General features: G+C 43.4%; 21 protein-coding genes. 13 read left to right on the forward strand and 8 right to left on the reverse strand.

Annotated features, from left to right (window positions below; translation table 11 throughout):
- Positions 1-24: 24 nt before the first annotated feature.
- From nfsB to L2096_RS06735, 3 genes are all read right to left on the reverse strand, one after another.
- A complete protein-coding gene (nfsB, locus tag L2096_RS06725) occupies positions 25-678 on the reverse strand; it encodes an oxygen-insensitive NAD(P)H nitroreductase (RefSeq protein ID WP_039909919.1) in 654 nt (217 codons plus the stop codon).
- Positions 679-774: 96 nt separating this feature from the next.
- Positions 775-1,494 (reverse strand): UDP-2,3-diacylglucosamine diphosphatase, encoded by a 720-nt coding sequence (locus L2096_RS06730; RefSeq protein WP_004937353.1) that lies wholly within the window; start codon positions 1,492-1,494, stop codon positions 775-777.
- 18 nt (positions 1,495-1,512) lie between these two features.
- Entirely contained in the window at positions 1,513-2,022 is a 510-nt protein-coding gene (locus L2096_RS06735; protein WP_004937354.1) for a peptidylprolyl isomerase, read from the reverse strand.
- Positions 2,023-2,189: 167 nt separating this feature from the next.
- Between L2096_RS06735 and L2096_RS06740 the strand changes: the two genes are divergently transcribed.
- Positions 2,190-3,914 carry a glutamine--tRNA ligase/YqeY domain fusion protein gene (locus L2096_RS06740; protein WP_250365105.1) on the forward strand — a complete coding sequence of 575 codons (1,725 nt, stop codon included), beginning with the start codon at positions 2,190-2,192 and terminating at the stop codon, positions 3,912-3,914.
- A gap of 72 nt (positions 3,915-3,986) precedes the next feature.
- Here the strand turns inward: L2096_RS06740 and L2096_RS06745 are convergent, their stop codons facing one another.
- The gene (locus L2096_RS06745; protein WP_004947175.1) at positions 3,987-4,526 is read right to left on the reverse strand and encodes a lecithin retinol acyltransferase family protein; all 540 of its coding nucleotides are present in this window, start codon (positions 4,524-4,526) and stop codon (positions 3,987-3,989) included.
- A 202-nt stretch (positions 4,527-4,728) separates the two neighbouring features.
- Between L2096_RS06745 and L2096_RS06750 the strand changes: the two genes are divergently transcribed.
- Positions 4,729-5,460: a phosphodiester glycosidase family protein gene (locus L2096_RS06750; RefSeq protein ID WP_502801290.1), complete on the forward strand. Its 732-nt coding sequence runs from the start codon at positions 4,729-4,731 to the stop codon at positions 5,458-5,460.
- Positions 5,461-5,778: 318 nt separating this feature from the next.
- The gene (locus L2096_RS06755; protein WP_048764317.1) at positions 5,779-5,976 is read left to right on the forward strand and encodes a DUF2536 family protein; all 198 of its coding nucleotides are present in this window, start codon (positions 5,779-5,781) and stop codon (positions 5,974-5,976) included.
- A gap of 11 nt (positions 5,977-5,987) precedes the next feature.
- On the opposite strand, the gene fdhD is transcribed toward L2096_RS06755, so the two are convergent.
- The 4 genes from fdhD to L2096_RS06775 all read right to left on the reverse strand — a co-directional run bounded on the left by fdhD (position 5,988) and on the right by L2096_RS06775 (position 10,953).
- Positions 5,988-6,812: a formate dehydrogenase accessory sulfurtransferase FdhD gene (gene fdhD, locus L2096_RS06760; protein ID WP_151764112.1), complete on the reverse strand. Its 825-nt coding sequence runs from the start codon at positions 6,810-6,812 to the stop codon at positions 5,988-5,990.
- Positions 6,799-9,189: an FdhF/YdeP family oxidoreductase gene (locus tag L2096_RS06765; RefSeq protein ID WP_250365107.1), complete on the reverse strand. Its 2,391-nt coding sequence runs from the start codon at positions 9,187-9,189 to the stop codon at positions 6,799-6,801. The genes fdhD and L2096_RS06765 overlap by 14 nt, the downstream gene beginning before the upstream one ends.
- 149 nt (positions 9,190-9,338) lie before the next feature.
- The gene (locus tag L2096_RS06770; RefSeq protein ID WP_250365108.1) at positions 9,339-10,361 is read right to left on the reverse strand and encodes an ABC transporter substrate-binding protein; all 1,023 of its coding nucleotides are present in this window, start codon (positions 10,359-10,361) and stop codon (positions 9,339-9,341) included.
- 1 nt (position 10,362) lies between these two features.
- Positions 10,363-10,953 carry an ANTAR domain-containing response regulator gene (locus L2096_RS06775; RefSeq protein ID WP_250365109.1) on the reverse strand — a complete coding sequence of 197 codons (591 nt, stop codon included), beginning with the start codon at positions 10,951-10,953 and terminating at the stop codon, positions 10,363-10,365.
- Between the two features lie 442 nt (positions 10,954-11,395).
- Here L2096_RS06775 and L2096_RS06780 point away from each other — a divergent pair, with 442 nt between their 5' ends.
- The 10 genes from L2096_RS06780 to L2096_RS06825 all read left to right on the forward strand — a co-directional run bounded on the left by L2096_RS06780 (position 11,396) and on the right by L2096_RS06825 (position 24,588).
- On the forward strand, positions 11,396-12,742 hold the full coding sequence (locus L2096_RS06780) for an MFS transporter (protein WP_250365110.1): 1,347 nt from the start codon (positions 11,396-11,398) through the stop codon (positions 12,740-12,742).
- A 39-nt stretch (positions 12,743-12,781) separates the two neighbouring features.
- A complete protein-coding gene (gene nirB, locus L2096_RS06785) occupies positions 12,782-15,325 on the forward strand; it encodes a nitrite reductase large subunit NirB (RefSeq protein ID WP_250365111.1) in 2,544 nt (847 codons plus the stop codon).
- A 12-nt stretch (positions 15,326-15,337) separates the two neighbouring features.
- Positions 15,338-16,960 carry a nitrite reductase small subunit NirD gene (nirD, locus tag L2096_RS06790; RefSeq protein WP_250365112.1) on the forward strand — a complete coding sequence of 541 codons (1,623 nt, stop codon included), beginning with the start codon at positions 15,338-15,340 and terminating at the stop codon, positions 16,958-16,960.
- A 15-nt stretch (positions 16,961-16,975) separates the two neighbouring features.
- Positions 16,976-19,765, forward strand: coding sequence for a nitrate reductase (locus tag L2096_RS06795; RefSeq protein ID WP_250365113.1), 2,790 nt, complete (start codon positions 16,976-16,978; stop codon positions 19,763-19,765).
- A complete protein-coding gene (gene mobA, locus L2096_RS06800; RefSeq protein WP_151764108.1) occupies positions 19,762-20,388 on the forward strand; it encodes a molybdenum cofactor guanylyltransferase in 627 nt (208 codons plus the stop codon). Before L2096_RS06795 ends, mobA begins: the two co-directional genes overlap by 4 nt.
- Before the next feature lie 277 nt (positions 20,389-20,665).
- Complete coding sequence (moaA, locus tag L2096_RS06805) at positions 20,666-21,685, forward strand: GTP 3',8-cyclase MoaA (RefSeq protein ID WP_250365114.1); 1,020 nt, start codon at positions 20,666-20,668, stop codon at positions 21,683-21,685.
- Between the two features lie 2 nt (positions 21,686-21,687).
- A complete protein-coding gene (locus L2096_RS06810) occupies positions 21,688-21,939 on the forward strand; it encodes a MoaD/ThiS family protein (RefSeq protein WP_004937383.1) in 252 nt (83 codons plus the stop codon).
- A 1-nt stretch (position 21,940) separates the two neighbouring features.
- A complete protein-coding gene (locus tag L2096_RS06815) occupies positions 21,941-22,423 on the forward strand; it encodes a molybdenum cofactor biosynthesis protein MoaE (RefSeq protein ID WP_004937386.1) in 483 nt (160 codons plus the stop codon).
- A gap of 18 nt (positions 22,424-22,441) precedes the next feature.
- A complete protein-coding gene (gene moaCB, locus L2096_RS06820; protein WP_004937388.1) occupies positions 22,442-23,365 on the forward strand; it encodes a bifunctional molybdenum cofactor biosynthesis protein MoaC/MoaB in 924 nt (307 codons plus the stop codon).
- Positions 23,365-24,588, forward strand: a complete 1,224-nt coding sequence (locus L2096_RS06825) for a molybdopterin molybdotransferase MoeA (protein ID WP_250365115.1) — start codon at positions 23,365-23,367, stop codon at positions 24,586-24,588. Before moaCB ends, L2096_RS06825 begins: the two co-directional genes overlap by 1 nt.
- The last annotated feature ends 5 nt before the right edge of the window (positions 24,589-24,593 follow it).

Genomic DNA, 24,593 nt, shown 5'->3' on the forward strand with positions numbered 1-24,593 from the left:
TTGCCCGATGAGCACTAGGTATCATTAAAGTGTGGTAAAAATAACTGCGTCATCGAGACGAGATTTAGGTAATTGGGCATTGAAATCGCTTTCACTACGATAGCCTAGTGACACAATGACAGATGGGCGCAATCCTTTTTCAGCAAGTGCAAATTCCTGACTGATGATTTCTTCGTCGAATCCACCCATCGGCGTGGCATCGACGCCTTCTAAACCTGCCGCTAGTAAAAGCTGACCCAGCGCAATAAAGGTTTGATTTTCCATCCAGCCATAAAGATTTTGCTGCTCGTTTCGATAATATTCGACATAGCCTGCACGAGTTTGACCTTGAGCTTCCTTGGCTTTTTCGTCTTTAAAACGTCCATTCAAATCATCTTGTTTGAGGAGCTGCTCTAGATGTTCCTGTGTGACATCGGTACGCGTACAAAAAATAATGCTATGTGAAGCATCTAGTACCTTAGGTGCATTATAGGCATAACGACCTGTCAGTCCTTTGGCGATTCGTGTTTTGGCTTCGATGTTGTCTGCAATTAAAAAATGCCAAGGCTGAATATTAACCGATGACGGTGTTAAACGAAGAATTTCGAGTAAGCGTTGAAATTGGTGGTCTGGAATTTTTTTTGAAGCGTCGTACGCTTTTGTGGTGTAGCGCATTTGTGTGGCGTTTAATACATCCATCATTAAAACCTTTTAGTTACACTCAATAAATATGAAGCGAATCAATGTTTTTAGCATAGCCTAAGCAGTTTTTTGTTTAAACCACTAAAATAAAATTTAGTGTATTGTCCACTCAATAAACTCATATTGTCCGTTTTCATGGACTTCTAAAATCATGGCGCATCCTTCTTTTTCACGCCAGTCACCCAGCACAATGCGAGTTTTGTCATAGGTATGGTGGATTTGAGGACGGTGTGTATGTCCATGAATGAGAATATCGGGATATTGGAGTGCCTGATGAACGGCGGCATCGTTGACATCCATAATGTCATAGCTTTTTTGTTGTTTTTGGTCGTGGCTTTTTTGCCGAAATCCATTCGCGAGTCTTTGTCTAAAGCTTAAAGGTGTACGTTTTAAAATCGCGATCAGTAACGGATTGCGGATAATCTTTTTAAAGCGTTGATAGGCAATATCATCGGTACAGAGTGCATCGCCGTGCTCAATTCGATAATGAACCCCTGCAATGTTTAATTCATAGACATCGGGGAGTAAAGTACCAGCAAATTGTTTTAAAAATTCAGCACCCACTGCAAAGTCTCGATTTCCAGCCTGAAAATAAACCTGATTTCCAGCTTGGTGAAATACGATCAGTGCAGCGACAATTTCATCTAGCCAAGGTGCGCTGTAGTCGTCGCCAATCCAGGCATTAAACCAGTCGCCCATAATATAAAGCTGGGTGTTACGGTCTTGATAGTGTATCAATAAATCTAAAAACCCTCGAACGAGTCGAGGGTGTTCAGGTGACAGATGCAAATCTGAGATAAACAGATAGGTCACGAATAGATCCGTCTAAAATTATTCAGCGATAATTTTAGCAGATTCAATCACAACATTTTCAAGAGGAACGTCGGCGTGGTAACCACGATTACCAGTACGAACACCTTTGATTGTGTTTACAACGTCTAAACCTTCAACAACTTTACCAAACACCGCATAACCCCAACCTTGCGCAGTTTTACCTGTGTGGTTGAGGAATGAGTTGTTTTTAACGTTGATAAAGAATTGTGCAGATGCAGAGTGAGGCGCTTGGGTACGTGCCATAGCAATCGTGCCTTCGTCATTGCTCAAACCATTATCTGCTTCGTTTTCAATAGAATCGCGAGTGGCTTTTTCTTTAAAGTTTTCGTCCATGCCGCCGCCTTGGATCATAAAACCATCAATGACGCGGTGAAAAATCACGCCGTCATAGAAACCATCACGAACATATTCCAAGAAGTTAGCAACTGTTTTAGGCGCTTTTTCAGGGTTAAGCTCAAGAACAATACGACCTTTATTGGTGTTTAATTCGACTTGAGGAAAACTCATTACATAATCTCCTAATCATGGACACGAAAGCCATGGGTTTTTTGGTTGAGAGAAGCATAAGCAAACTGTAAACTACATGGCAAGTAAAAACGTAAAAATCTTTGTTAAAAAACAAAGATTGCTTTACATTCATTCAAAATTTAACGTGTAAGAAGTGAAATATCTATATGAAGCCAAATGATGTTGTTTCAACTGTGCCTAACTCTCCGACATCTACGCATGCACCTGTCGATTCTGCGCAGCAAGAACAACAGGCAGGCTTAGACTTTGTAAGACAAGTCATTACAGAGGATTTAAATGCTGGTCGTACCGAAACGGTGGTGACTCGTTTTCCGCCTGAGCCAAATGGCTACTTGCATATCGGACACGTCAAAGCCATCTGCTTGAACTTTGGTGTAGCAGAAGAGTTTGGAGGCTATTGTAACCTTAGATTTGACGACACCAACCCAGATGCTGAAGAACAAGAATACGTAGATGGGATTGCCAACGACGTAAAATGGTTAGGTTTCGACTGGCAAGGTGAGCCACGCTATGCATCGAGCTATTTTGATCAGCTTTACACGTGGGCCGTGCAACTGATTGAGCAAGGCGATGCTTATGTCGACTTGCAAACCCCTGACGAAATCAAGCTAAACCGCGGTAACTTTGTTGAACCTGGTAAAAACTCACCTTATCGTGATGCAAGCGTTGCGGAAAATCTCGAACGTTTTGAAAAAATGCGTGATGGAACATATCCAGAAGGTCATGCAGTGTTACGCGCCAAGATTGATATGACTAGCCCAAATGTACATATGCGTGATCCGATCTTGTACCGAATTTTGCATTCAGAGCATCACCAAACAGGCAATACATGGAAAATTTATCCAATGTATGACTATGCGCATCCGTTGTCAGATGCCATTGAGGGTGTAACGCATTCACTATGTACGCTTGAGTTTCAAGATCACCGCCCATTTTATGACTGGATCATTGAAAAAGTTCACTCAAACGCGGTTCCACGTCAGTATGAATCTTCGCGTTTAAATGTGGATTACACCATTACATCTAAGCGTAAGCTTCGCCGTCTGGTTGAAGGTGGCTTTGTAAATGGCTGGGATGATCCACGTATGCCAACGGTTGTGGGGATGCGTCGTCGCGGGTTTACACCAGAAGGCTTACGTGATTTCTGTAAACGTGTGGGTGTGTCTAAAACAGACGGTATTGTTGATGTGGCCATGCTCGAGTTTTGTATTCGTCAGTCACTTGAAAATACTGCTGGCCGCGGTATGGCAGTGCTCAATCCATTAAAGGTGACCTTAACCAATTTGTCTGAAGCATTGGATCTTGTGCATGCCCGCCATCCAAATGTGGATATGGGGGACCGCGTGATTCCATTAACTTCTGAGCTTTACATTGACCGTAAAGATTTTGAAGAAGTGCCACCAAAAGGCTTTAAACGTTTGGTACCAGAGGGCGAAGTGCGTTTACGCCATGCTTATGTCATTAAATGCGATGAAGTCATCAAAGATGCAAGCGGCGAAGTGATTGAGTTGAAATGCTCGATTGATCCAGATACTTTAGGTAAAAACCCTGAAGGGCGTAAGGTAAAAGGTGTGATTCACTGGGTATCTGCAACCAAAGGACTTCCTGCCGAAGTGCGTATTTATGACCGTCTGTTTACCGAAGCAGATCCTGAAACGGGTGATGATTTCTTGGAAAACCTGAATCCAGAATCACTAAAAGTAATGCAAGCTTATATTGAGCCCGCACTGGCAGAGGCTGCACCGGAGCAACGTTTCCAGTTTGAACGTGAGGGTTACTTTGTTGCAGATCGTTATGATCATACGCCTGAAAAACCAGTCTTTAACCGCATTTTAGACTTAAAAGACAGCTTTAAACCTGAGAAAAAATAAGGCGATAGCCTTATTTTTTCGCAAGGCTCCGCAGGGTAAAGTACGACAGTTTTAGATTAAAAATAAGCTACTTTAGGGTAGCTTATTTTTTTGCTCATCTTTTAAAAGTAAATGATAGGGCGCTTTCATTTTTGCACGTTCACGCAATTTCTTTTTAATATACAGCACGATTGCAAAGCAGGTGGTCGCAATGGTCAAGAAAAAACTGTTCATATAACTCATAATTGAGCTGATATAGCCAATCGTGGTGAGTCGATTCATCATTTTTACAACTTGCGGACTGTCTTCAATACCGGTAATGGCCCAAGAGCATAAATGCTCGCAATTATTGAGTATGAGGTGATAGTGATTTTCATGCATGCGTGAGCGCATCCGCCTCACGACAATACGGCCTTTATATCGGGCGTGTTCGTAGTGACGGACATGAATTTTTTTACCATGAGAAAAATGACTTAAAGTGGTGATCTCGATCGGCTTTTTTTTAAATAGGTGAGCAAAGCCTGAATAATGGATCACGCGTCCACGTCCGGCATAAATACCATGGTGACTGTATCCAAAATGATAAACCACAAGATGCGAACCAATTGGATAGCGTTTGTTTGTGCGCTGCATGTGCTCCTAAACCAACAAAAATCTGTACATAGACTTAGGTGTGCCCAATTATAACCAAAAAAATGTGTCACTATTGTAAAAGCTGCAATACTTTGACGCTATATTCAAATCATTTGAGTCACTACATAGTAGTTGTAATCGGGAGCTAATTTAGATGCGATTTAAAAAGAAACAAATGATTTATATTTTTTCATTTGTATTCATGTGTCTGAGTGTTCCCGCCTTTGCAAAGCTTGCACCTACTTATCGAGAAATACACAGTCAGCTCGGTGTTGATGCCATCGTCATACAGGTGAGCGATCTATCTAAGCTATCATTGGCATTAAATGATCCAGATACGCTCAAAAAATATGGCTCATTTTCTGCATTACAAAACAGTTTGCCAGCCTGCCAACATTTGGTTTTTGCAATGAATGCTGGTATGTATCATCGCGACCGTGAACCTGTAGGGCTTTATATTGAGGCAGATCAACAAAGAACTGCTTTAAATACCCAAGATGGATATGGCAATTTTTTTCTTCAACCCAATGGTGTGTTGGCTTGGAATGATCGCGAAGCAATTATTAAATCAACATCCGAGTTTACGAAGAGTGTATTTCATACAAAATATGCGACTCAGTCGGGGCCTATGCTTGTCATCAATGGAAACATTCATTCTAAATTCTTAGCAGATTCAGATTCTTTGAAGATTCGAAATGCAGTGGGTGTGAAAGACAATCAACTTTATTTTGTGATCACGCGTAATCGCGTCAATTTTTATGCGCTAGCTCGGCTTTTTAAAGATGAACTACAAATCGATAATGCGTTGTATTTAGATGGTTCAATTTCTAGTTTGTACTGGGCCGCACATCAACGAAATGATCGCATTACACAGCTTGGGCCTCTACTGGCTTGGATTGATCCGGCGCAATGTGATTTTAAGAATCTGCATTAAATACGATATGAAAAAAGAAAGCCCGAACTCGCTCAAGTCGGACTTTCTGTTTACTCATTAATTAGGGATCAATAAGTTTGATGAATTATACGCATGAAATGTTAAATGTAAAGTAAATCACGTTTTTTATGTTTTATGTTAATTGTATTGCTTCCTCTGTGATCTGATGAAGTGAAAGTATCACTGCATTAATCGGCATGTTAAGATAATGTAAAGAGGCTCTTATGGATTAAAAACATCAGCAAGAATAAACATATAACAAGAAACTAAAAATGAATGGCATGTAGCGCATTAAAACCGTTTAAGGAGTGAACAGTGATGCAACAGGTTAAAATTTTTGAAACCAAAGTGTTTAGTAAACTTGAAACCGATATCAATCACTGGATTGAATACGAATACAGTAAAAACAGGCGTGTCGAAATTAAATCGATTAGCCATGCTTATGTTGCATCCCAAGATGATTTTTATCATTACACCGCAATAGTGGCATATGACCTAAAACATGAGGGCGAATAGCCGCATCAAATTTAGGTGTAAACTGAAAAGCGCTCATTACGACAAAAGCTTGCCAAAGTCAGACCTGAGCGCTTAGCTGTTTCTATGGCCAGTGTACTGGGTGCAGAAATAGTGGCCAGTAATGAGATATCAAGCTGGATGCATTTCTTAACCAGTTCATAACTTGCACGGCTGGTCATGACGACAAAGCCTTGGTTTAATGGAATCTTATGCTTGACCAAATAGCCAATCAGTTTATCTAGTGCATTATGCCGGCCAGCATCTTCAAACACCATAAGTACATCACCTTCACACACCCATGCTGCTGCGTGTGCACCACCAGTCACGGCACTAATGGGCTGTCGTTTTTGTAGCGAAATCATGGCTGCGGGAATCAATGACAGCCATTCTGTAGGAGCAGATATGGTAATTTTTGCTAAAGACGCATCCACTTGTTGCAGACTTTCAATACCGCAAAGTCCACAACCGGTTTGACCAATCAAAGAACGTCTATGTGCTTTTAATTGTGCAAAAGCTTCAGAAGCAATGGTGATGTGTATTTGATAACCCAGCGGACTTTTCTCAATGTCTAGATCATAAATCTGACGTACATGCTGAATAATGCCTTCGCTCAGACTAAAGCCAATTGCAAACAGATCCAGATTGACGGGAGTCACCATCATCACGGCATGTGATATACCGTTATAAATTAAAGCAACGGGATATTCTTCAACCACTTCGTCTAAACCCGTACTAATTTCATGATGGCGATAGCGTGTCACCGAAACCGATTGATGACCTTGAGAAAAAATGGATTTTCTCAAGGCGTCGATTTGATTAGATTCATCCATTGGCATGTTCGGGATCGACTTCTGCCGCCAGATTAAAGTTTTCAGGTGGTTGACCCGCATGTAAAATCACTGGAATGCTTTTCGATGCAGGAATCCGGGCGTGTTTATCGTGGCTACTTAAGGCAACTAAAGGGTTAGTTTCAGGATAATACGCAGCCAAACTACCGACAGGTACGTTATATGGCACAATACGGAAGCTTTTCACAATACGTTTTTGACCATCGGAAAACACACTTTCGATATCGACCCACTGATCTGCTTTGAAACCAGATGCTTGAATATCCTGTTCATTCATAAACAAAACGCGGCGCTGACCAAAAACACCTCGATAACGATCATCAAGACCGTACAATGTCGTGTTATACTGATCGTGAGAACGGGTAGTCATCAGGGTATACACTTTTGCATCTGGATAGGCATCGGCATACTGGTGTTCTTTATCGGCATAAATTTCACTGAGTGGTGAAATGATAAACTGTGCCTTACTGCTGGCAGTATTCCATGTGTAGCTATTTGCTGGATGTTCGAGATGAAAACCACCCGGCTGATAAACGCGTTTATTGAAATCATGAAATTCATCAAACACTTCTGAAATCGCATCGCGGATACGATCGTAGTTTTCAATGTACCAGCGCCATTGAACAGGCGTTTCTTTGAGTGTCGCTTCTGCAATGCGTGCCACAATATCTGGTTCAGACAATAGATCAGATGAAATAGGCTGATTTGGCCCCGAAGATAAATGCACATTACTCATCGAATCTTCAACACTGATCGCTTGAGGTCCGTGTTTTTGCATGTCAATTTCAGTACGTCCCAAACAAGGCAGCATCAAGGCATCTTCACCGCACACCAAATGGCTTCGATTCATCTTGGTGGTAATATGTACGGTGAGTTTACACTTGCGTAGTGCATCTTGAGTAAAATGACTGTCGGGTGTCGCAACTGCAAAATTGCCACCGAGGGCAATAAAGACTTTTACGCGGCCATCGGCCATCGCTTTGATGGTTTCGACGACGCCCAATCCGTTTTCACGTGGGCTTTTTATTCCAAACACGCGATCTAAGCTATCGAGTAGTTTAGGTGCCGGACGCTCATTAATGCCTACCGTACGATCGCCCTGTACATTACTATGCCCACGAATGGGTGCGAGCCCTGCACCCGGCTTACCTAATAGGCCACGGCATAACACCAAGTTGGCAAGTAAATGAACGTTGGCTGTACCATGTCGATGTTGGGTAATGCCCATTCCCCAGCAAAAGATTGGGCGCTCAGATTGAATATAGAGCTTGGCGAGCGCTTCAAGGTGGTCTGGGCTCAAGCCAGTATAACGATGAATCTCTGCCCATTCGGTACGATCCAGCTCGGCAAGCATGTCTGAAAAACCAATCGTTTGCTCCTCAATAAATGCTTGATCGAATAAACTTGGCTTTCCTTGTGCGACGGCTTGTTTGTTCCATTCATGGGTATGTTTTAACAAACCAAACATAATCGCGTAATCCCCCCCAATACTCGGCTGGAAATAATAGCGACTGATCGGCGTGCTGCCGTTGGTCATCATTTCAAGTGGGGCTTGAGGGTCTTGAAAACGTTCTAGTCCGCGTTCTTTAAGCGGATTGAGTGCAACAATGGTGCCTCCACGTTTAGACACTTCTCGTAAGGTTGCGAGCATACGCGGGTGATTGGTCCCCGGATTATGTCCAAAACTAAAGATCGTATCGGCCAGATCAAAGTCGTCTAGCGTTACAGTGCCTTTACCCAAACCAATGGCATCTTTTAAGCCCACACTGGTCGGCTCATGACACATATTGGAGCAATCGGGAAAATTGTTGGTACCGAAGCTACGTACAAAAAGTTGGTATAAAAAGGCGGCTTCGTTACTGGCGCGTCCAGAAGTATAAAAGGCAGCCTCGTTAGGGTTGTCGAGCGCTTGCAAATGTTTGGCGATCAGTTGAAACGCATCATCCCAAGAGATTGGTACATATTTGTCTGTTGCTGCATCGTATCGCATTGGGTCGGTAATACGCCCAACGTCTTCCAAAAAGAAATCACTTTGTTCAGATAGCCAGCTTACAGTATGCGTTGCAAAAAACTCAGGCGTTACGCGCTTACTGGTGGCTTCAAATGCCACAGCTTTGGCGCCGTTTTCACAAAAGTTAAAAGTTTGCGTATCTTTTTTTTCTGGCCATGCACATCCCGGACAGTCGAATCCGGTCGGCTGGTTAATATTGAGCAGAGAAATCGAACCTTTTTTAAACGTTTCTTGCCGCTTCAGATTACGTGCAACACTGAGTAATGCGCCCCAACCACCAGCAGGCTGATCGTATGGTTCAATACGGGCATAGTTTGGATTATTTTCATCTGCCAATTTTTCTCTGCTGTCCATATCCTCGTCCTGATGCTTTTGCTAAGTTTTCATACTAAATCCATTTTTAACATATCGTTGCTAAAATTTGTAACGACTGCACACACATTCAACAAACTAACCTTTTGATCTGCTGTTAATTAATTTGTTTATGTCGAATAAAATGTACGTTAGTCTTCAAGTAGTTGTCTTGCTGCCATGTGACTTTTTAAATCGATACATTGCTTGCTCAAGCGCTGTAGTGCTGTCTGCTCTAGATTCAAACCTTGCCAAGTTTGCATTTGTTCAAATAACCATTGCATATCGGTTTGTTTTGGCGCTGTATGGTCTAAAACCAAGTGTCGAATAATTTTTTCCAGAGCATGGTATTTCTGAACATGAATCTCTTCGTTACATTGAAAGCGAATTACATTAAAGTCGATGAGCATTTGCCAGACCGGTTTGAAGTCCTCCAGTATTTCAAGCTCACGCTGAGCCTTGAGAATAGCAGCAGTAAGTGCACCTAAGGTATTTGGATGATGTGATGCCCATTCATGCGTGACTGCCAATACTTTATCTGCAATTTCGGGAACAATATCGCGGCTGTGCGCTACAATTTGGCTCACACCTTCGACTTCACCTTGGGTATTCCATGGTTCACCTACACAAAAACCGTCTATGGCATGAGAAGAAATTGCCTCGACCATATACGGTGGCGGTAGCGTTTTTAATACAATGTCTTGTGCCACACTTGGATCTGCAAGTGCAATCCATACTCTTAAGCAATAGTGATGAATCGAATGATTAAACACATGCGCCAGATGAACCGGATGTCCTGCATGAAGATGCTGTACCAGTTTGTATGCCGATTGAAACGGCGTATCTGCGGGTTGAATGTGTAAATCATGACTGAGCTTCTGGCTTAAGCTGATATAGGCACGATTAATACTTAAAACTAAAGGTGTTTTGAGCTGAATACCGATTTGGTCTTCGCCTACTGCCGCAGCAGGGAGCATGGCAGATAAACAATGTGCGGCATCTAAAATGCCAAAAGCCAGACGATCCCGCAAACTTGCCCATGAGGCTTCCTTAACCAAAGTAACATCAAGTCCGAAGTCATCAAAAAAACCGCGCTGTTTTGCCCAAAGTAATGCAATACAATCCAGTAAAGGAATATAACCAATATGCAGTTGTGTTTTTTCCAAGTGGCTCATGTTAGTCCTCTTTTAACTGGCTATTGAGTAATTGCTGGGCATCGATCAGCCGCCGTGCCATTTCACCGATCGTGATACGGTGACTCATGGCATTTTTGCGTAGTAACTGAAATGCGGTGTCTTCGGTCAGGCTATGAAGCTGCATCAGAAGCACTTTGGCTTTTTCGATATCTTTTCGGTCTGCTAGCTTGAGCTTGGTTTCTTTTAAATCGCTTTCGAGCTGCTTATGCTTTTTAAACTGTTCAATCGAAATTTCCAGAATGGTTTCCAAGCGTGCAGGGTCAATACCATCCACAATATAGGCGGTTACACCGGCATCGATGGCCTGTTTGATGGTTTCTTTGTTGCTGTTTTTGGTAAAGAGTACTGTAGGCAAATCAAAGTGACTGACGCAGCTTTCAATAATGTCACGATGTGGATGATCCATATCCAGCAAAATGACATCGGCCTGAAGATTTTCAAGCTTAAATGTATTCAAGTGGTCTAACGGTAGACATGCCACCACATCAAAATCATGCGCACGCAAGTTTTGTTGAACAAATTCAGCGCGTTCGATATCGTCATCAATCAATGCAATTTTTAATTTTGGCATAGGTCGTAGGGCATAATTTTTCGCATTTGCGAAACAGTGTAAGCGAAAATAATTGAAAAATTGCATAGCAAGATAAGTGCCACCTTAAAAAGAGTAAAATTTGATGGTTATTTGTACTTCGATCTTATGAAGTGATCTATTGTGGTGCATTGGCGTCTCGTCATGACGCATGTGCCGACTATTATTCGTTAAATAAGAAGCAAAAATCGACTGTTGATCTTGTTTAAAAAGGTGAGCCATCAAAAAGCGAGCTTAAAGGAACGATTTTTAAATAAAAAAAGCATAAAACGAAAAACTGGCACATGCTTTGCATAGATATTACTGAGTCAAAGACGACTCTGTTTTAAAAAATTTGTAAGACGGCCAACGACGTCCGTTCTGATCGATTGCCAATACAGCGCAAGCTGTTTAGCCCATATTACGTTCAGTTCAGGAGAAGGCCATGTCTTCAAATTTAGATTTAACAGCAAAAAAAGCGACGAAAATAAATCTATTTAGTTTTAAAGTTCCAGCGATGCGAGCCTTCCATATGAGTTGGCTCGCTTTTTTTGTCTGTTTTTTTGCTTGGTTTGCATGTGCACCACTTATGCCGGTGATTGCAGGTGAATTTCACCTCACTAAAGATCAGATTGCCAATATCAATATTGCCGCCGTTGCGATTACCATTTTGGTTCGCCTTATTGTCGGGCCGCTATGTGACAAATACGGCCCACGTAAAACCTATACTGCTTTATTGCTGATTGGCAGTATTCCTGTTTTTGGTGTCGCTGTTGCAAACAGTTATGAATCCTTCTTATTCTTTAGATTACTCATTGGTGCCATCGGGGCAAGCTTTGTTATTACCCAATATCACACCAGTATCATGTTTGCTCCAAATGTAGTGGGTACGGCCAATGCCACCACTGCGGGCTGGGGAAATGCGGGTGGTGGTGCTACACAAGCGTTAATGCCGCTTTTGCTTGCTGCACTGGTGATGTTTGGCGTAGAGCAAAGCATGGGCTGGCGTGTGGCCTTACTGGTTCCGGGTATGATGATGGTGATTGTAGGCCTGCTGTACTGGAAACTGACCCAAGACTGCCCACAAGGTAATTTTAAAGAACTTCGCGCACAAGGAGTTGCAGTCGGGAGCGATAAAAAAGGCGGTATGGCGATTTTGATGCATGCTGCACGTAACTATCGCGTCTGGATTTTATTTGGTGCCTATGCGGCGTGTTTTGGTATTGAAATCTTTATTCATAACATCGTAGCCATGTACTACGTCAATAACTTTAACTTTGGCCTTAAGGAAGCTGGATTTGCAGCGGGTATCTTTGGTTTGCTTGCTTTATTTGCCCGCGCACTCGGTGGCATTGTGTCCGATAAAGTAGCCATGAAAAAAGGCCTCGATGGCCGCACGAAAGTACTTTTTGTCATGATTTTGTGTGAAGGTTTATTTCTGGTTTTATTCTCTCAAATGAATACTCCGATGCTGGCGATTTTAAGTATGACCGTATTTGCACTGTTTACCCACATGGCATGTGGTGCAACCTATGCATTGGTTCCGTTTATCGATCGTGACGCGCTGGGTGGTGTTGCAGGCATCATTGGTGCTGGCGGTAATGTTGGCGCAGTGGCAGCGGGTTTCTTGTTAAAAGGCATGGTGGATATTCAAACCTGTTTGATGGTGTTGGGTGGTCTGGTGGTGGTGGCAGCAGGTTTTGTGATGCTGATTCGTTTTTCGGTCGAGCATAAGGTGAAAGAACAGCGTCTTTTTGAGCAAGCCGTTCTTGAACGAAACAACCTTGCATAACCAGAACTGACCTATCTTATATCTATTCGGAGAATACCCATGAAACTTGTCATGATTGGCCACGGTATGGTCGGGCACAAATTTATCGAAAGCTTGATGGAAAAAGCAGATGATGAAATGGAAATCACCATTTTGGCCGAAGAGCCGAGAATCGCATATGACCGAGTGCATTTGAGCGAATACTTTAGCGGTAAAAGTGCCAAAGACCTTTCTCTTGCACGTATGGATTTTGCCGACGCCTATGGTATCGATTTACGTTTAAATACTCGCGCAACCGCAATTGACCCTGTTGAAAAAACAGTGACCACATCTGCCGGTGATGTCATTGCTTATGACAAACTCATTTTGGCAACCGGATCTTATGCATTTGTACCACCAATTGCTGGAAACGACCGTTCAAACTGTTTTGTGTATCGCACCATTGAAGATCTAGATGCACTTCGTGCTGCAAGTTTAAAGGCTAAATCTGGTGTGGTGATTGGCGGTGGTTTATTAGGGCTTGAAGCCGCCAAGGCATTACGCGATTTAAATCTTGAAACACATGTGGTCGAGTTTGCGCCGCGCTTGATGGCAGTACAGATCGACGACTTAGGTGGCAAAGTATTACGCCGTAAAATTGAAAACTTGGGGGTAAAAGTTCATACGCAAAAAGCCACGCAGTCAATTGAAGAAGGTGAAACCAGTCATCATGTGATGAAGTTTGCAGACGGCAGCTCACTTGAAACCGATATTGTTTTGTTTTCAGCCGGTATTCGCCCACGTGATGAATTAGCCAAAGCGTCTGGGCTTGCTATAGGTGAACGGGGCGGTATCAAGATTAATCAATACTGCCAAACTTCAGATCCAAATATTTATGCCATTGGTGAATGTGCACTTTGGGACAACAAAATTTATGGTCTTGTTGCGCCTGGGTATGATATGGCGCGTATAGCTGCCAAACATGTACTGGATGAAAGTACTCATGGCTTTGCTGGCGCTGATATGAGTACCAAACTCAAGTTGATGGGGGTAGATGTGGCATCGATTGGTGATGCACATGCCATGACACCCGATGCGTTGAGCTATTTTTATGCCGATGAAGACGCACTCATTTATAAGAAAATTGTGGTCAATGCTCAAAAAACCAAACTGCTTGGCGCCGTATTGGTGGGCGATGCCAAAGAGTACAATGATTTATTACAAATGATGCTTAACGGTCTGGATTTACCAGATCAACCTGAAAGCTTGATTATGCCGGGATATGCTCAATCCGGTGCTGCTAAGGCAGGCGGCAGTGGCATCGACTTACTTCCAGATAGCGCAACTATTTGCTCATGCAATAATGTGTCTAAAGCCGATATCTGTCAGGCGATTGAAGACGGCGCGACATCATTAGGTGCATTAAAGAAATGTACAAAAGCAGCTACAGCTTGCGGTGGCTGTGCCCCTTTAGTGACACAAGTACTTAAATCAGAGTTACAGCGTCAGGGCGTTACGGTGAATAACCACATTTGTGAGCATTTTGCTTATTCGCGCCAAGAGCTGTATCACTTGGTTCGTGTCAATGAAATCAAAACTTTCGATGATTTGATCCATCAGCACGGTCATGGATTAGGCTGTGATATCTGTAAACCGACGGTTGCCAATATTTTAGCCTCATGCTGGAACGATTTTGTTTTAAAACCCACTCATGCAGGTTTGCAAGACAGCAACGATTATTATTTGGGCAATATTCAAAAAGATGGCTCGTATTCGATTGTACCGCGCATGGCGGGCGGTGAAGTTACTCCAGATGGGTTAATTGCAGTCGGGCAAATCGCCAAAAAATATAATCTTTATACCAAGATCACCGGTGGTCAGCGTGTGGATATGTTTGGAGCACAGGTGCATCAGTTGCCATTGATTTGGGAAGAGTTGATTGCTGCCGGTTTTGAGTCGGGTCATGCTTACGGTAAATCGCTGCGCACGGTCAAATCGTGTGTAGGCAGCACATGGTGTCGCTATGGTGTCGATGATTCGGTTGGTTTGGCGATCTTTCTTGAAAATCGTTACAAAGGCCTGCGCTCTCCACATAAATTAAAAATGGCAGTTTCTGGGTGTACTCGTGAGTGTGCAGAGGCCCAAGGGAAAGATGTCGGCGTCATTGCTACAGAAAAAGGCTGGAATCTTTATGTGTGCGGTAATGGCGGAATGAAACCACGTCACGCAGAACTACTGGCTTCGGACTTAGACACCGATACATTGATTCGTTATATCGACCGTTTCTTCATGTTTTACATTCAAACCGCAGATCGTTTACAGCGGACCAGTGTATGGCGCGACAACATGGAAGGTGGTCTAGATTATCTCAAAGCGGTTATTGTTCAAGATTCACTGGGTATAGCGGACGAGCTAGAGCGCCGTATGTCGCATGTAATCAACACTTATCAGGACGAATGGCGTACTGCTGTGGAAGATCCTGAAGTACGCAAACGCTTCCAGACGTTCATCAACCAAAAAGAGCAACACGATCCACACATTCAGTTTACCCAAGAACGAGGTCAGATCCGTCCGCTTAAAGACAGCGAACGTCATGAAGATCGTATTCCCATGGTTGAAGCATAAGGAGACAAACACATGACCAGTTTAAAAGCCTTAAATCGAGTGAATGATGCAGAATGGATCGAGATTTGCGCACTAAATGATATTACGCCCAATACGGGAGTGGGTGCGCTTCTTCACAAGCAGCAGATTGCGCTATTTCGTGTGGGACATGAGCAACGAGTGTATGCGCTCAGTAATACCGATCCGTTTAGTGGCGCAAATGTGATGTCTCGCGGGATTATTGGCGACTTACAAGGTGAGCGTGTTGTCGCATCTCCAATCTATAAGCAGCATTTTAGCTTGGCCACAGGTCGCTGTCTGGAAGATAAAGACCAACGACTATTGGTATTTCCAACCAAAGTCGAACAAGGACGGGTTTATGTTTCGCCCATAGCGCAAAAGACGTACATTACCAACAACGGAACTGCACAAGAAAAACTGAAGCTGGTATTGGTCGGAAATGGCTTGGCAGGTATGCGCTGCCTAGAAGATTTACTGGATATGAATGCCGAGCGCTATGAAATTACCGTGATTGGTGAAGAGCCATGGGGCAATTACAACCGCATCATGCTTTCGCCTGTTTTATCGGGTGAAAAAACGGTAGAAGACATCATGTTGCATTCGCATGCGTGGTATCAAGAGCGTCAAATGCGATTTATTGCGGGCGATCCGGCTGTGAAAATTGATCGAACCCGTAAACAAGTGACAACACAACAAGGCCAGATCGTCGACTACGACCGTTTGATTCTTGCAACAGGATCAAAACCGTTTATTCCACCGATACAGGGGAATCAACTCAAAGGCGTCATCAGCTTTCGTGATATCTATGATGTCAACACCATGGTGGATTACGCATCTAGCAAAACTCACGCCATTGTGATTGGAGGTGGCTTACTGGGCCTTGAAGCTGCGTATGGGTTAAAGCAACGTGGAATGCAGGTGACAGTGCTGCATTTGATGGATCGAATCATGGATCGCCAGCTCGATCAGCGAGCCAGCGAGCTACTTAAAAGCAGTATTGAGCACAAGGGAATCCGTATCCTTACTCAAGCCAATACCGAGGCCTTAATTGGCGATGAACATGGTCATGTTCAGCAGCTACGCTTGAGCGACGGCACTTTACTCAAGGCTGACCTCGTGGTGTTTGCGGTAGGTATCCGCCCAAATATTGAGCTGGCCCAACGAGCCGGACTGCGATGTAATCGTGGAGTGTTGGTCAATGACACCATGCAAACCTTCGATCCGAGTATTTATGCCGTCGGCGAATGTATTGAGCACCGTGGTCAAACCTTTGGTTTGGTCGAGCCACTGTGGGGACAAGCCTTTATCTGTGCCAGCCATTTGGCAGAACATGGCAGCTTAACCTTTAAAGCGCCGACTGTGCCCACTCAGTTAAAAGTCAGTGGCGTGGATGTATTTTCTGCCGGTAATTTTCAGCCACAAGATGACTATGAAGACATCATTTTAAATGACGATAAGCGTCAGATTTACAAGCGTATCATCATTCAACACGACCAGATCATCGGCGCCGTTTTGTTTGGTGATACTGAAGATGGTTCATGGTATGCAGAACTGATTGCAGATCAGACTCCAATTGGCTCAATTCGAAACAAATTGCTGTTTGGTCGCGATTTTGCACTAAGAAAAGCAGGTTAATCTGAAGGAGCCGCCATGAATACGATTCCCCTTGTGCAACTCCAGAGTGATACATCCAACTTGGTCCGTCATACCCAAACCACATGTCCATATTGTGGTGTAGGATGTGGCGTGACCGCAACGGTTGAAGAAACCAAATCGGGTAACAAAATCTCGGTGACTGGAGATGAAACACATCCTTCTAATTTTGGTCGCTTATGTATCAAAGGGAGTCGTTTGGCCGATACACTGGGTTTGGAAACACGTGTGTTACAACCTATGTCGGGGCGTGGTGCAGCCCGTCATGCCACCACATGGGAGCATGCGACTGATGAAATTGCAAAACGCTTTCAAGCCTGTATCGATGAACACGGTAAAGACAGTGTGGCGTTCTATGTGTCGGGGCAACTCTTAACTGAAGACTACTATGTGGTGAATAAGTTTGTAAAAGGCTACTTGGGCACAGCCAATATCGATACCAACTCACGTTTATGTATGTCGTCGGCAGTAGCGGCGCATAAACGCAGTTTCGGTGAAGATCTGGTGCCTGCCAGTTATACCGATTTTGAGCAGACCGATCTGGTGGTACTGGTGGGTTCGAATACCGCATGGTGTCATCCGGTCTTGTACCAACGGATTATGCAAGCCAAAGCAGAGCGTGACCTTACAGTTGTGGTGATTGACCCACGTTATACTGCAACATGCGAGCAAGCAGACTTACATTTGCCGATATTACCGGGTCAGGATGTCACATTATTTAATGGCCTATTACAGTATTTGTATCAACATGGTCACACCGATCATGCTTTTGTAAATGCGCATACCGATCAACTGCAATATGCGTTAGATGCTAGTCTGGCTCAAGCCAATTTAAACGACGTGGCAGAAAAGACCGGGATCTCACTCGACAAGCTCGAACAGTTTTATGCATTGTTTGCTCGCTTGGATAAAGTGATGACGCTGTTTTCTATGGGCGTGAATCAATCCTCACAAGGGGTGAATAAAGCCAATTCAATTATCAACTGTCATTTACTCACTGGAAAAATTGGTCGGCCAGGTGCTGCGCCGTTTTCGATGACAGGACAGCCAAATGCCATGGGCGGGCGTGAAGTCGGCGGTTTGGCCAATATGCTGGCCGCACATATGGAAATTGAACAGCCTTTACATCGGCAAATCACTCAGCAATTTTGGAATAGTCCATCTATTGCGACTCAGCCGGGATTAAAAGCGGTCGATTTATTTCAGGCAGTTGAGCAAGGCAAAATTAAAGCCATCTGGATTATGGCCACTAATCCGGTAGTGAGTTTACCCAATGCTGATCAAGTCAAACGTGCTTTAGAAGCCTGTGAGCTGGTAGTGGTATCGGATATCAGTCAACACACCGATACCACTGCTTATGCCGATTTTTTGTTACCTGCACTCGGTTGGGGAGAAAAAGACGGAACAGTGACCAATTCTGAACGCCGTATTTCCAGACAGCGCGCCTTTCTAGATGCACCTGTACAGGCTAAAGCTGATTGGTGGGCCGTGAGTCAGGTCGCAAAAAAAATGCAGTTTGACGGGTTTGAATTTCAATCGGCTGCCGAAATTTTTGATGAGCATGCCCGGTTATCAGCCACAGCCAACTTAGAAACGAATATTCAAACTGAAAATAGTGTCTTTCGTTACTTTAATCTTTCTGGGTTAGTCGGTTTATCTACAAAAGCCTATAACGAGCTTAAACCGATCCAATGGCCAGTCTTGCACAATCCTAATGAGAATGACAAGGCAATCAATCAGCAGCAGTTATTCCAATCTGGGGTGTATAGCCATAGCAATCAAAAGGCAAAGTTTATTGCCACACCTGCTATAGATGCTGTGCATGCGCCATCTAAAGCGTTTCCGCTGATTTTAAATACAGGGCGTATTCGTGACCAATGGCACACCATGACCCGTACAGCACTTTCTGCGCATTTAACGTCACATCGTGCAGAACCGTATTGTGAAATACATCCTCAAGATGCACTCAAGTACGGTGTGCAGCATGACAGTCTGATTGAAGTGAAATCACAGTGGGGCAGTTGTGTATTGCGCTTGAGTGTTTCAGACAGTATTCGCCGTGGTCAGATTTTTGTTCCTATACATTGGAGCGAGCAACATGCTTCCGATGCACGTATTGGCAAAGTGGTCAATCCTGTGGTCGATGCGATTTCAGGAGAACCTGAGTTTAAACATACGCCTGTAATGTTGCAGCCATTTTATACGCATTGGCAAGGATGCTTGTTTGTACGTGAAGGTATGGAGCATCTTATGGCATCGCAGCTTCAACAGTTGGCATGGTGGACAAAGGTCAAAATGACCAAAGTGATTCGATACGAGATTGCGGATCGTTCCCGACTACAAGATATACAAAATAACTTAAAAACATTTTTACCTTTTGATGATGCATCCTACGAATGGTTAAATTTAAGTGATCCGAGTACACAACTCTCGCACAGTGTGGTGTTAAAAGACGGTATATTGATTGCAAGCTTGTATGTAGCGCCGTTAGAGATGTTACCCGACCGTGACTGGGTTGCAACGTTGTTTAAGCGTGAACGCCTCAGTGCATTGCATCGTAAAGCTTTACTTGCAGGTATGCCGATTAATGTGCGCAACAATGATGGCCCATTGGTCTGTAGTTGCTTTAAGGTAGGAAAAAACAAAATAGTGGATACCATCAAAGCGCAAAACATAGTGCATGAAAAACAAGTGACAGCATGCCTTAAAGCAGGCGGAAACTGTGGATCATGTTTACCCGAAATACGAGGTTTAATTAAAGCTTGTCAACAGGAGATCGATGCGTGAGCGTGAGCAAATATCCACAAACCGATTTGGTCATCTTGGCTGGTGGACAGGCCCGTCGTATGAATGGGGTCAATAAGTTATTACAAAACTTTGATGATCAGATTCAGTTGCTGAAAATTTATGAGCGCTTAAAGCACGATATTCATCAGATCTGGGTGAATAGCCATCGAGATGCCAGTTTGTATCGTCAGATTTTGCCACAAACACGTAGTTATGAAGATTATCAGCATGGTTTTTTAGGACCAATGATGGGCATATACAGTGCTTGGAATCATGTGGTATCGGATTATGTGCTTTTTGTACCGTGTGATATTACCTACATTCCCAGCAAGGTTGTGTCTTTATTGCATCATGCTTTAAATCAAGATCCACGTGCGATGATGAGTTATGTGGCCATTAATGGCACAGCGCTGTATCCATTTTGCCTGATGAAGCGATCAAGTGCGGCGGTCATTAAGAATCACTTAGACAAAAATCAATTGAGCATGAAAAGAGCCTTAACAGACTTACATGCGCAGGTGGCTTATTTTAGAAAACATCGCTTATTTTTTCATAGCATCAATTCATTAGACGAGTTACAACAATACCAGCAGCTCAATACGCTCAAGCAGAGCGAGTTTTAATCAAATCCCGCCGTAAATTCGCTTAAATGAATATATGTGAGTTTAGATAATCATTATTACATTTATCCTGAAGCGAACAAAAAAATGCAAGACAGGTCTGATTTTTGTTAGTAAATTGGATTGTCACTGATGAGTAATGGTGCAAGGAAGCATATTTTGATCATTTTTTGAAATATTTTTGCTTTTTTAAATCAACATCATGAGTCATTATAGAATTATCAACGTGCAATAGCGCTGTGTAAGGGTCATCTCGAAGTTTTAATTATGAGTGCATACAATGAAGCATGAAACACAAGATCTGATGACGCCACCTTTTGAAGATCAATATGGGCGTTATAAACGGAAACTACGTATTTCCGTTACAGATCGTTGTAACTTCAAATGCCTGTATTGTATGCCAGAACATCCAGAGTGGATCAAAAAGCATGACTTGCTAAGTTTTGAGGCACTTTTTGAGTTTTGTCGCTTTATGGTGCAAAACGGAATTGAAAATATTCGGATTACTGGCGGTGAACCACTGATGCGCCAAGGCGTGGTGCACTTTATACGTGATTTGCAATCGCTACGGGCAAAAGGTTTAAAGCGTATTTCGATCACCACCAATGCCCATTACTTAAAGAAATATGCATTAGATCTTAAACATGCAGGTTTAGATGATCTCAACATTAGTCTAGATAGTCTCGATCCAGAGCAATTTATGACGCTGACCAAAAAGCCAATTTTGCCTGTTTTAGAAGGTATCAAGGCGGCTCAAGCCGTAGGTTTAAAATTTAAGATTAATACCGTGCTCATGAAAGGTAAAAATGATGATCAAATTTTACCATTAGTTCAGTGGGCCAAATCGCAACATATTCCGCTCAGATTTATCGAGTTTATGCCACTTGATGGTGATCAGCACTGGTCGAACGCCGCTGTAGTGTCAGAGCAAGAGATTTTAGAGGTACTCTCTAAAACGTATTCAGTTGAAGCGCTAGAGCAACACAGTGAGCCAGCACGGCTTTTTCGTTTAGATCAAAATTATGACGTGGGGGTCATCTCAACCATTACCCACTCTTTTTGCGGACAATGCGATCGAATTCGTTTAACAGCTCAAGGTGAGCTGTATAACTGCCTATTTGCGCCTAAGGGTATTGATCTCAAGCCATTACTAAACGAATTGGTTCAAGGGTATGATCAAGATCGGACACTGACAGAACTCTATGATAAAACCTCGAGCTATATCTGGAATAAAGCCAAAGGCTTTCATAGCTTAAACACACACACACGAAAAATTACCATGCATATGATTGGAGGATAACAATGTCGGCCTTAAACGTCACGATTGAAGGTTATGGTGCCATACAAAGAAAAATACCCTCCCAGATCGTTTTGAATTATTCAGATACAGTGCTTGTTTCTGACGTTTTAAATGATATTACTCATCAATATCCAGATGCGACACAGGCCATTGAGCGCTGTGCCTGTGCAATTGGAGAAGATATTATTTCGCGTCAAACCTACTTAAGCCAAAATTGTACCTTGGTCTTACTTTCACCTGTAGCAGGAGGCTGAAATGAAAGAATTTCAACGCGTACAATCGGTTGACTTAACACTGGATAGTTTTGATCCGATATCCGATTTTCCTGCTTGCGGTGGTATTGGTATTTTTCAGGGAACGGTACGTAACCATCACAATGGTCGTGCTGTGAGTGGGCTGAAATATACCTCCTATACGCCTGTTGCAGAAAAAATGATTCGTCAGATTGAACAAGACATCATGAATAAGCACGGCGCTGCATATGTGCGGGTTATTCATCGTATTGGGCAGCTAGATATCGGTGGAATGGCAATTATTGCCGTGGCCTATGCACCGCATCGCCGTGAAGCGTTTGCGGCCTGTGAAGAGGCGGTAGAGCGTGTAAAACATGAAGTGCCAATTTGGAAAGAAGAGTTTTACACCGATGGCAGCAGTCAATTTGTCGAAGGATGCTGTATCCGTAAAGATCATCATCATGATCAAATCGATCATTCACATCATCACGAACACCAGCACTAATTTAAAACGGGATTTTTAATGAAAAACGTAGGCATGAAACCGGAAAGTTATCGTATTGCCGAAGCTCAAGCTATTTTGTATGCACCACCACATTGTATTGAATTACTTCGTCAGGGAAATACCGAAAAAGGTGATGCACTAAAAACAGGACGCATTGCAGGTATCTTGGCCGCAAAACGTACCGATGAGCTGATTCCGCTTTGCCATCCATTGCCTATTTATCGTGCCGAAGTCGATTACGAGTTACATGAAAACTTTGTTGAAATTCTAACCACGGTAGAAACCATCGGCCCAACGGGTGTAGAGATGGAGGCACTCACAGCCGCAAGTATTGCCGGTTTAACCCTGTACGATATGCTTAAACCGCACTGTGAGCCAGAAGACTTGGTGTTAGATCAGTGCAAGCTCTTAAAGAAAAAAGGCGGTAAATCGCATTTCAAGCGTACACTTCGCCAAGCTGTATCTGCGGCGGTAATTGTATTGTCTGATACTGTAGCCTCTGGCAAAAAACCAGATACTGCCGGTAAGTCTGTGGTTGAGAGTTTAACCGAAGCTGGCTTTACGCCTATTCATTACCAAATTTTGCCAGATGAGCCTGAACAGCTTAAAGAACTGGTTCTTGAGTTAACCAAATCCTATGCATGTGTTATTACAGTGGGCGGTACAGGAATAGGTAAGCGAGACATTACAGTCGACACCCTAGAGCCGTTACTTGAACGTAAGCTCGATGGCTTGATGGAAGCTGCACGTGCATTTGGTCAGCGCCGTACACCGTATGCAGCAATGTCGCGTGGAGTTGCAGGTTTTATCGATCGTTCATTGGTGATGACATTCCCGGGTAGCCGTGGTGGTGCTTCTGAAACAATGGCTGCTTTATTGCCAGCGATTGTGCATATTTTTGATGTGTGCCGTGATCTTCCACATCCGGGAGGTTATGAATAATGTCCGCATGTGGCCATGAAAAAGGTCTAATCAGTATCGATGAGGCAATTGATCATATTTTAAATACGGTCAAGCCACTTGGCACGGAAAACATTGAACTACAAAATAGCCTAAGTAGATATCTGGCACAGCCAATTCATTCGCCAGTGAATCTACCAAGTTTTGATCAAAGTGCTGTTGATGGGTATGCGCTGTGTGCGAGTGATATCATTGAAAAGAACCAATGCTTTGAGCTTATAGGTGAAATACGCGCAGGGCAAAGCAGTGATCTGGTTTTGAAAGCAGGTCAGGCTACGCGTATTTTTACTGGCGGTAAACTTCCAGAGGGATGTACGACGATTGCGCGTCAAGAGATTGTACATCGGCTCGATGAGCATCGAATCCAGATTACAGAATCACTTCAGGCCAATATCGACATCAGACGCCAAGGTGAAGAGTTAGCTTTGGGGCAGCAGGTGGCCAATAAAGATCAATATCTTAAGACCGGGCCTTTAGCCGCGTTGAGCATGGCGGGAGTTCAGCAGGTTGATGTATATCGTCAGCCTAAAGTCGTCGTAGTAATTACAGGTGATGAAGTTGCTACTGAGCAAAATAGCCTAAGTAGTGCACATGTCTATGATGCCAATGGTCCGCTAATTAAGGCGTGGTTTCAAGAGCGACATATACAAGTTGAAATTTTACACATTCATGATGAAGCGAAGGCACTCAGTGAATTGTTTGCTCGACTTAAAAATCACTATGATGTGATTGTAACGACAGGTGGTGTGTCTGTAGGGGATTATGATTTTGTTCGGCCCTGTGCTTTTGAGGTTGGATTTAAAGAAATCTTTTGGAAAGTCAAACAAAAACCCGGTAAACCGATCTTTTTTGCCAAATATCAACAAGATCAGCATGCATGTTATTTACTCGGGCTACCGGGCAATCCAGCCGCCGTGTACGTATGTATGCAAGTATATACGCGTCTGCTCATCGATGCGCTGCAAGGTCAAAATCAAAATATCGATTGGTTTGAGGTTAAGCTTGCACAACCGCTTAAAGCCGATAAGCGTGAGCGCTTTATGCGCATGAAACTGGAGCTTCATGCTGGTGAGCTAAGTGCTGCAAACCTTGCCAATCAACAGTCACATATGTTAAGTAACTTAATGGATGCGAACTGTCTGGTTCGCGTACCAGCGGATATAAGTCCAGAAGTGGGAACGCTCGTCTCTGCAATACGAATATAAGGTGC

The organism is Acinetobacter sp. ACZLY 512 (genome assembly GCF_023614015.1).
Lineage (GTDB): Bacteria > Pseudomonadota > Gammaproteobacteria > Pseudomonadales > Moraxellaceae > Acinetobacter > Acinetobacter soli.

What these genes read in the sequence shown, in the direction of transcription:
- L2096_RS06740 (WP_250365105.1), top strand. Translation starts at nt 2,190, where the DNA reads ATGAAGCCAAATGATGTTGTTTCAACTGTGCCTAACTCTCCGACATCT.
- fdhD (WP_151764112.1), bottom strand. Translation starts at nt 6,812, where the DNA reads ATGCCAATGGATGAATCTAATCAAATCGACGCCTTGAGAAAATCCATT.
- L2096_RS06770 (WP_250365108.1), bottom strand. Translation starts at nt 10,361, where the DNA reads ATGAGCCACTTGGAAAAAACACAACTGCATATTGGTTATATTCCTTTA.
- nirB (WP_250365111.1), top strand. Translation starts at nt 12,782, where the DNA reads ATGAAACTTGTCATGATTGGCCACGGTATGGTCGGGCACAAATTTATC.
- L2096_RS06765 (WP_250365107.1), bottom strand. Translation starts at nt 9,189, where the DNA reads ATGGACAGCAGAGAAAAATTGGCAGATGAAAATAATCCAAACTATGCC.
- L2096_RS06755 (WP_048764317.1), top strand. Translation starts at nt 5,779, where the DNA reads ATGCAACAGGTTAAAATTTTTGAAACCAAAGTGTTTAGTAAACTTGAA.
- L2096_RS06825 (WP_250365115.1), top strand. Translation starts at nt 23,365, where the DNA reads ATGTCCGCATGTGGCCATGAAAAAGGTCTAATCAGTATCGATGAGGCA.
- L2096_RS06750 (WP_502801290.1), top strand. Translation starts at nt 4,729, where the DNA reads ATGTGTCTGAGTGTTCCCGCCTTTGCAAAGCTTGCACCTACTTATCGA.
- L2096_RS06775 (WP_250365109.1), bottom strand. Translation starts at nt 10,953, where the DNA reads ATGCCAAAATTAAAAATTGCATTGATTGATGACGATATCGAACGCGCT.
- nfsB (WP_039909919.1), bottom strand. Translation starts at nt 678, where the DNA reads ATGGATGTATTAAACGCCACACAAATGCGCTACACCACAAAAGCGTAC.
- moaA (WP_250365114.1), top strand. Translation starts at nt 20,666, where the DNA reads ATGAAGCATGAAACACAAGATCTGATGACGCCACCTTTTGAAGATCAA.
- L2096_RS06810 (WP_004937383.1), top strand. Translation starts at nt 21,688, where the DNA reads ATGTCGGCCTTAAACGTCACGATTGAAGGTTATGGTGCCATACAAAGA.
- L2096_RS06780 (WP_250365110.1), top strand. Translation starts at nt 11,396, where the DNA reads ATGTCTTCAAATTTAGATTTAACAGCAAAAAAAGCGACGAAAATAAAT.
- L2096_RS06735 (WP_004937354.1), bottom strand. Translation starts at nt 2,022, where the DNA reads ATGAGTTTTCCTCAAGTCGAATTAAACACCAATAAAGGTCGTATTGTT.
- nirD (WP_250365112.1), top strand. Translation starts at nt 15,338, where the DNA reads ATGACCAGTTTAAAAGCCTTAAATCGAGTGAATGATGCAGAATGGATC.
- moaCB (WP_004937388.1), top strand. Translation starts at nt 22,442, where the DNA reads ATGAAAAACGTAGGCATGAAACCGGAAAGTTATCGTATTGCCGAAGCT.
- L2096_RS06795 (WP_250365113.1), top strand. Translation starts at nt 16,976, where the DNA reads ATGAATACGATTCCCCTTGTGCAACTCCAGAGTGATACATCCAACTTG.
- L2096_RS06815 (WP_004937386.1), top strand. Translation starts at nt 21,941, where the DNA reads ATGAAAGAATTTCAACGCGTACAATCGGTTGACTTAACACTGGATAGT.
- L2096_RS06745 (WP_004947175.1), bottom strand. Translation starts at nt 4,526, where the DNA reads ATGCAGCGCACAAACAAACGCTATCCAATTGGTTCGCATCTTGTGGTT.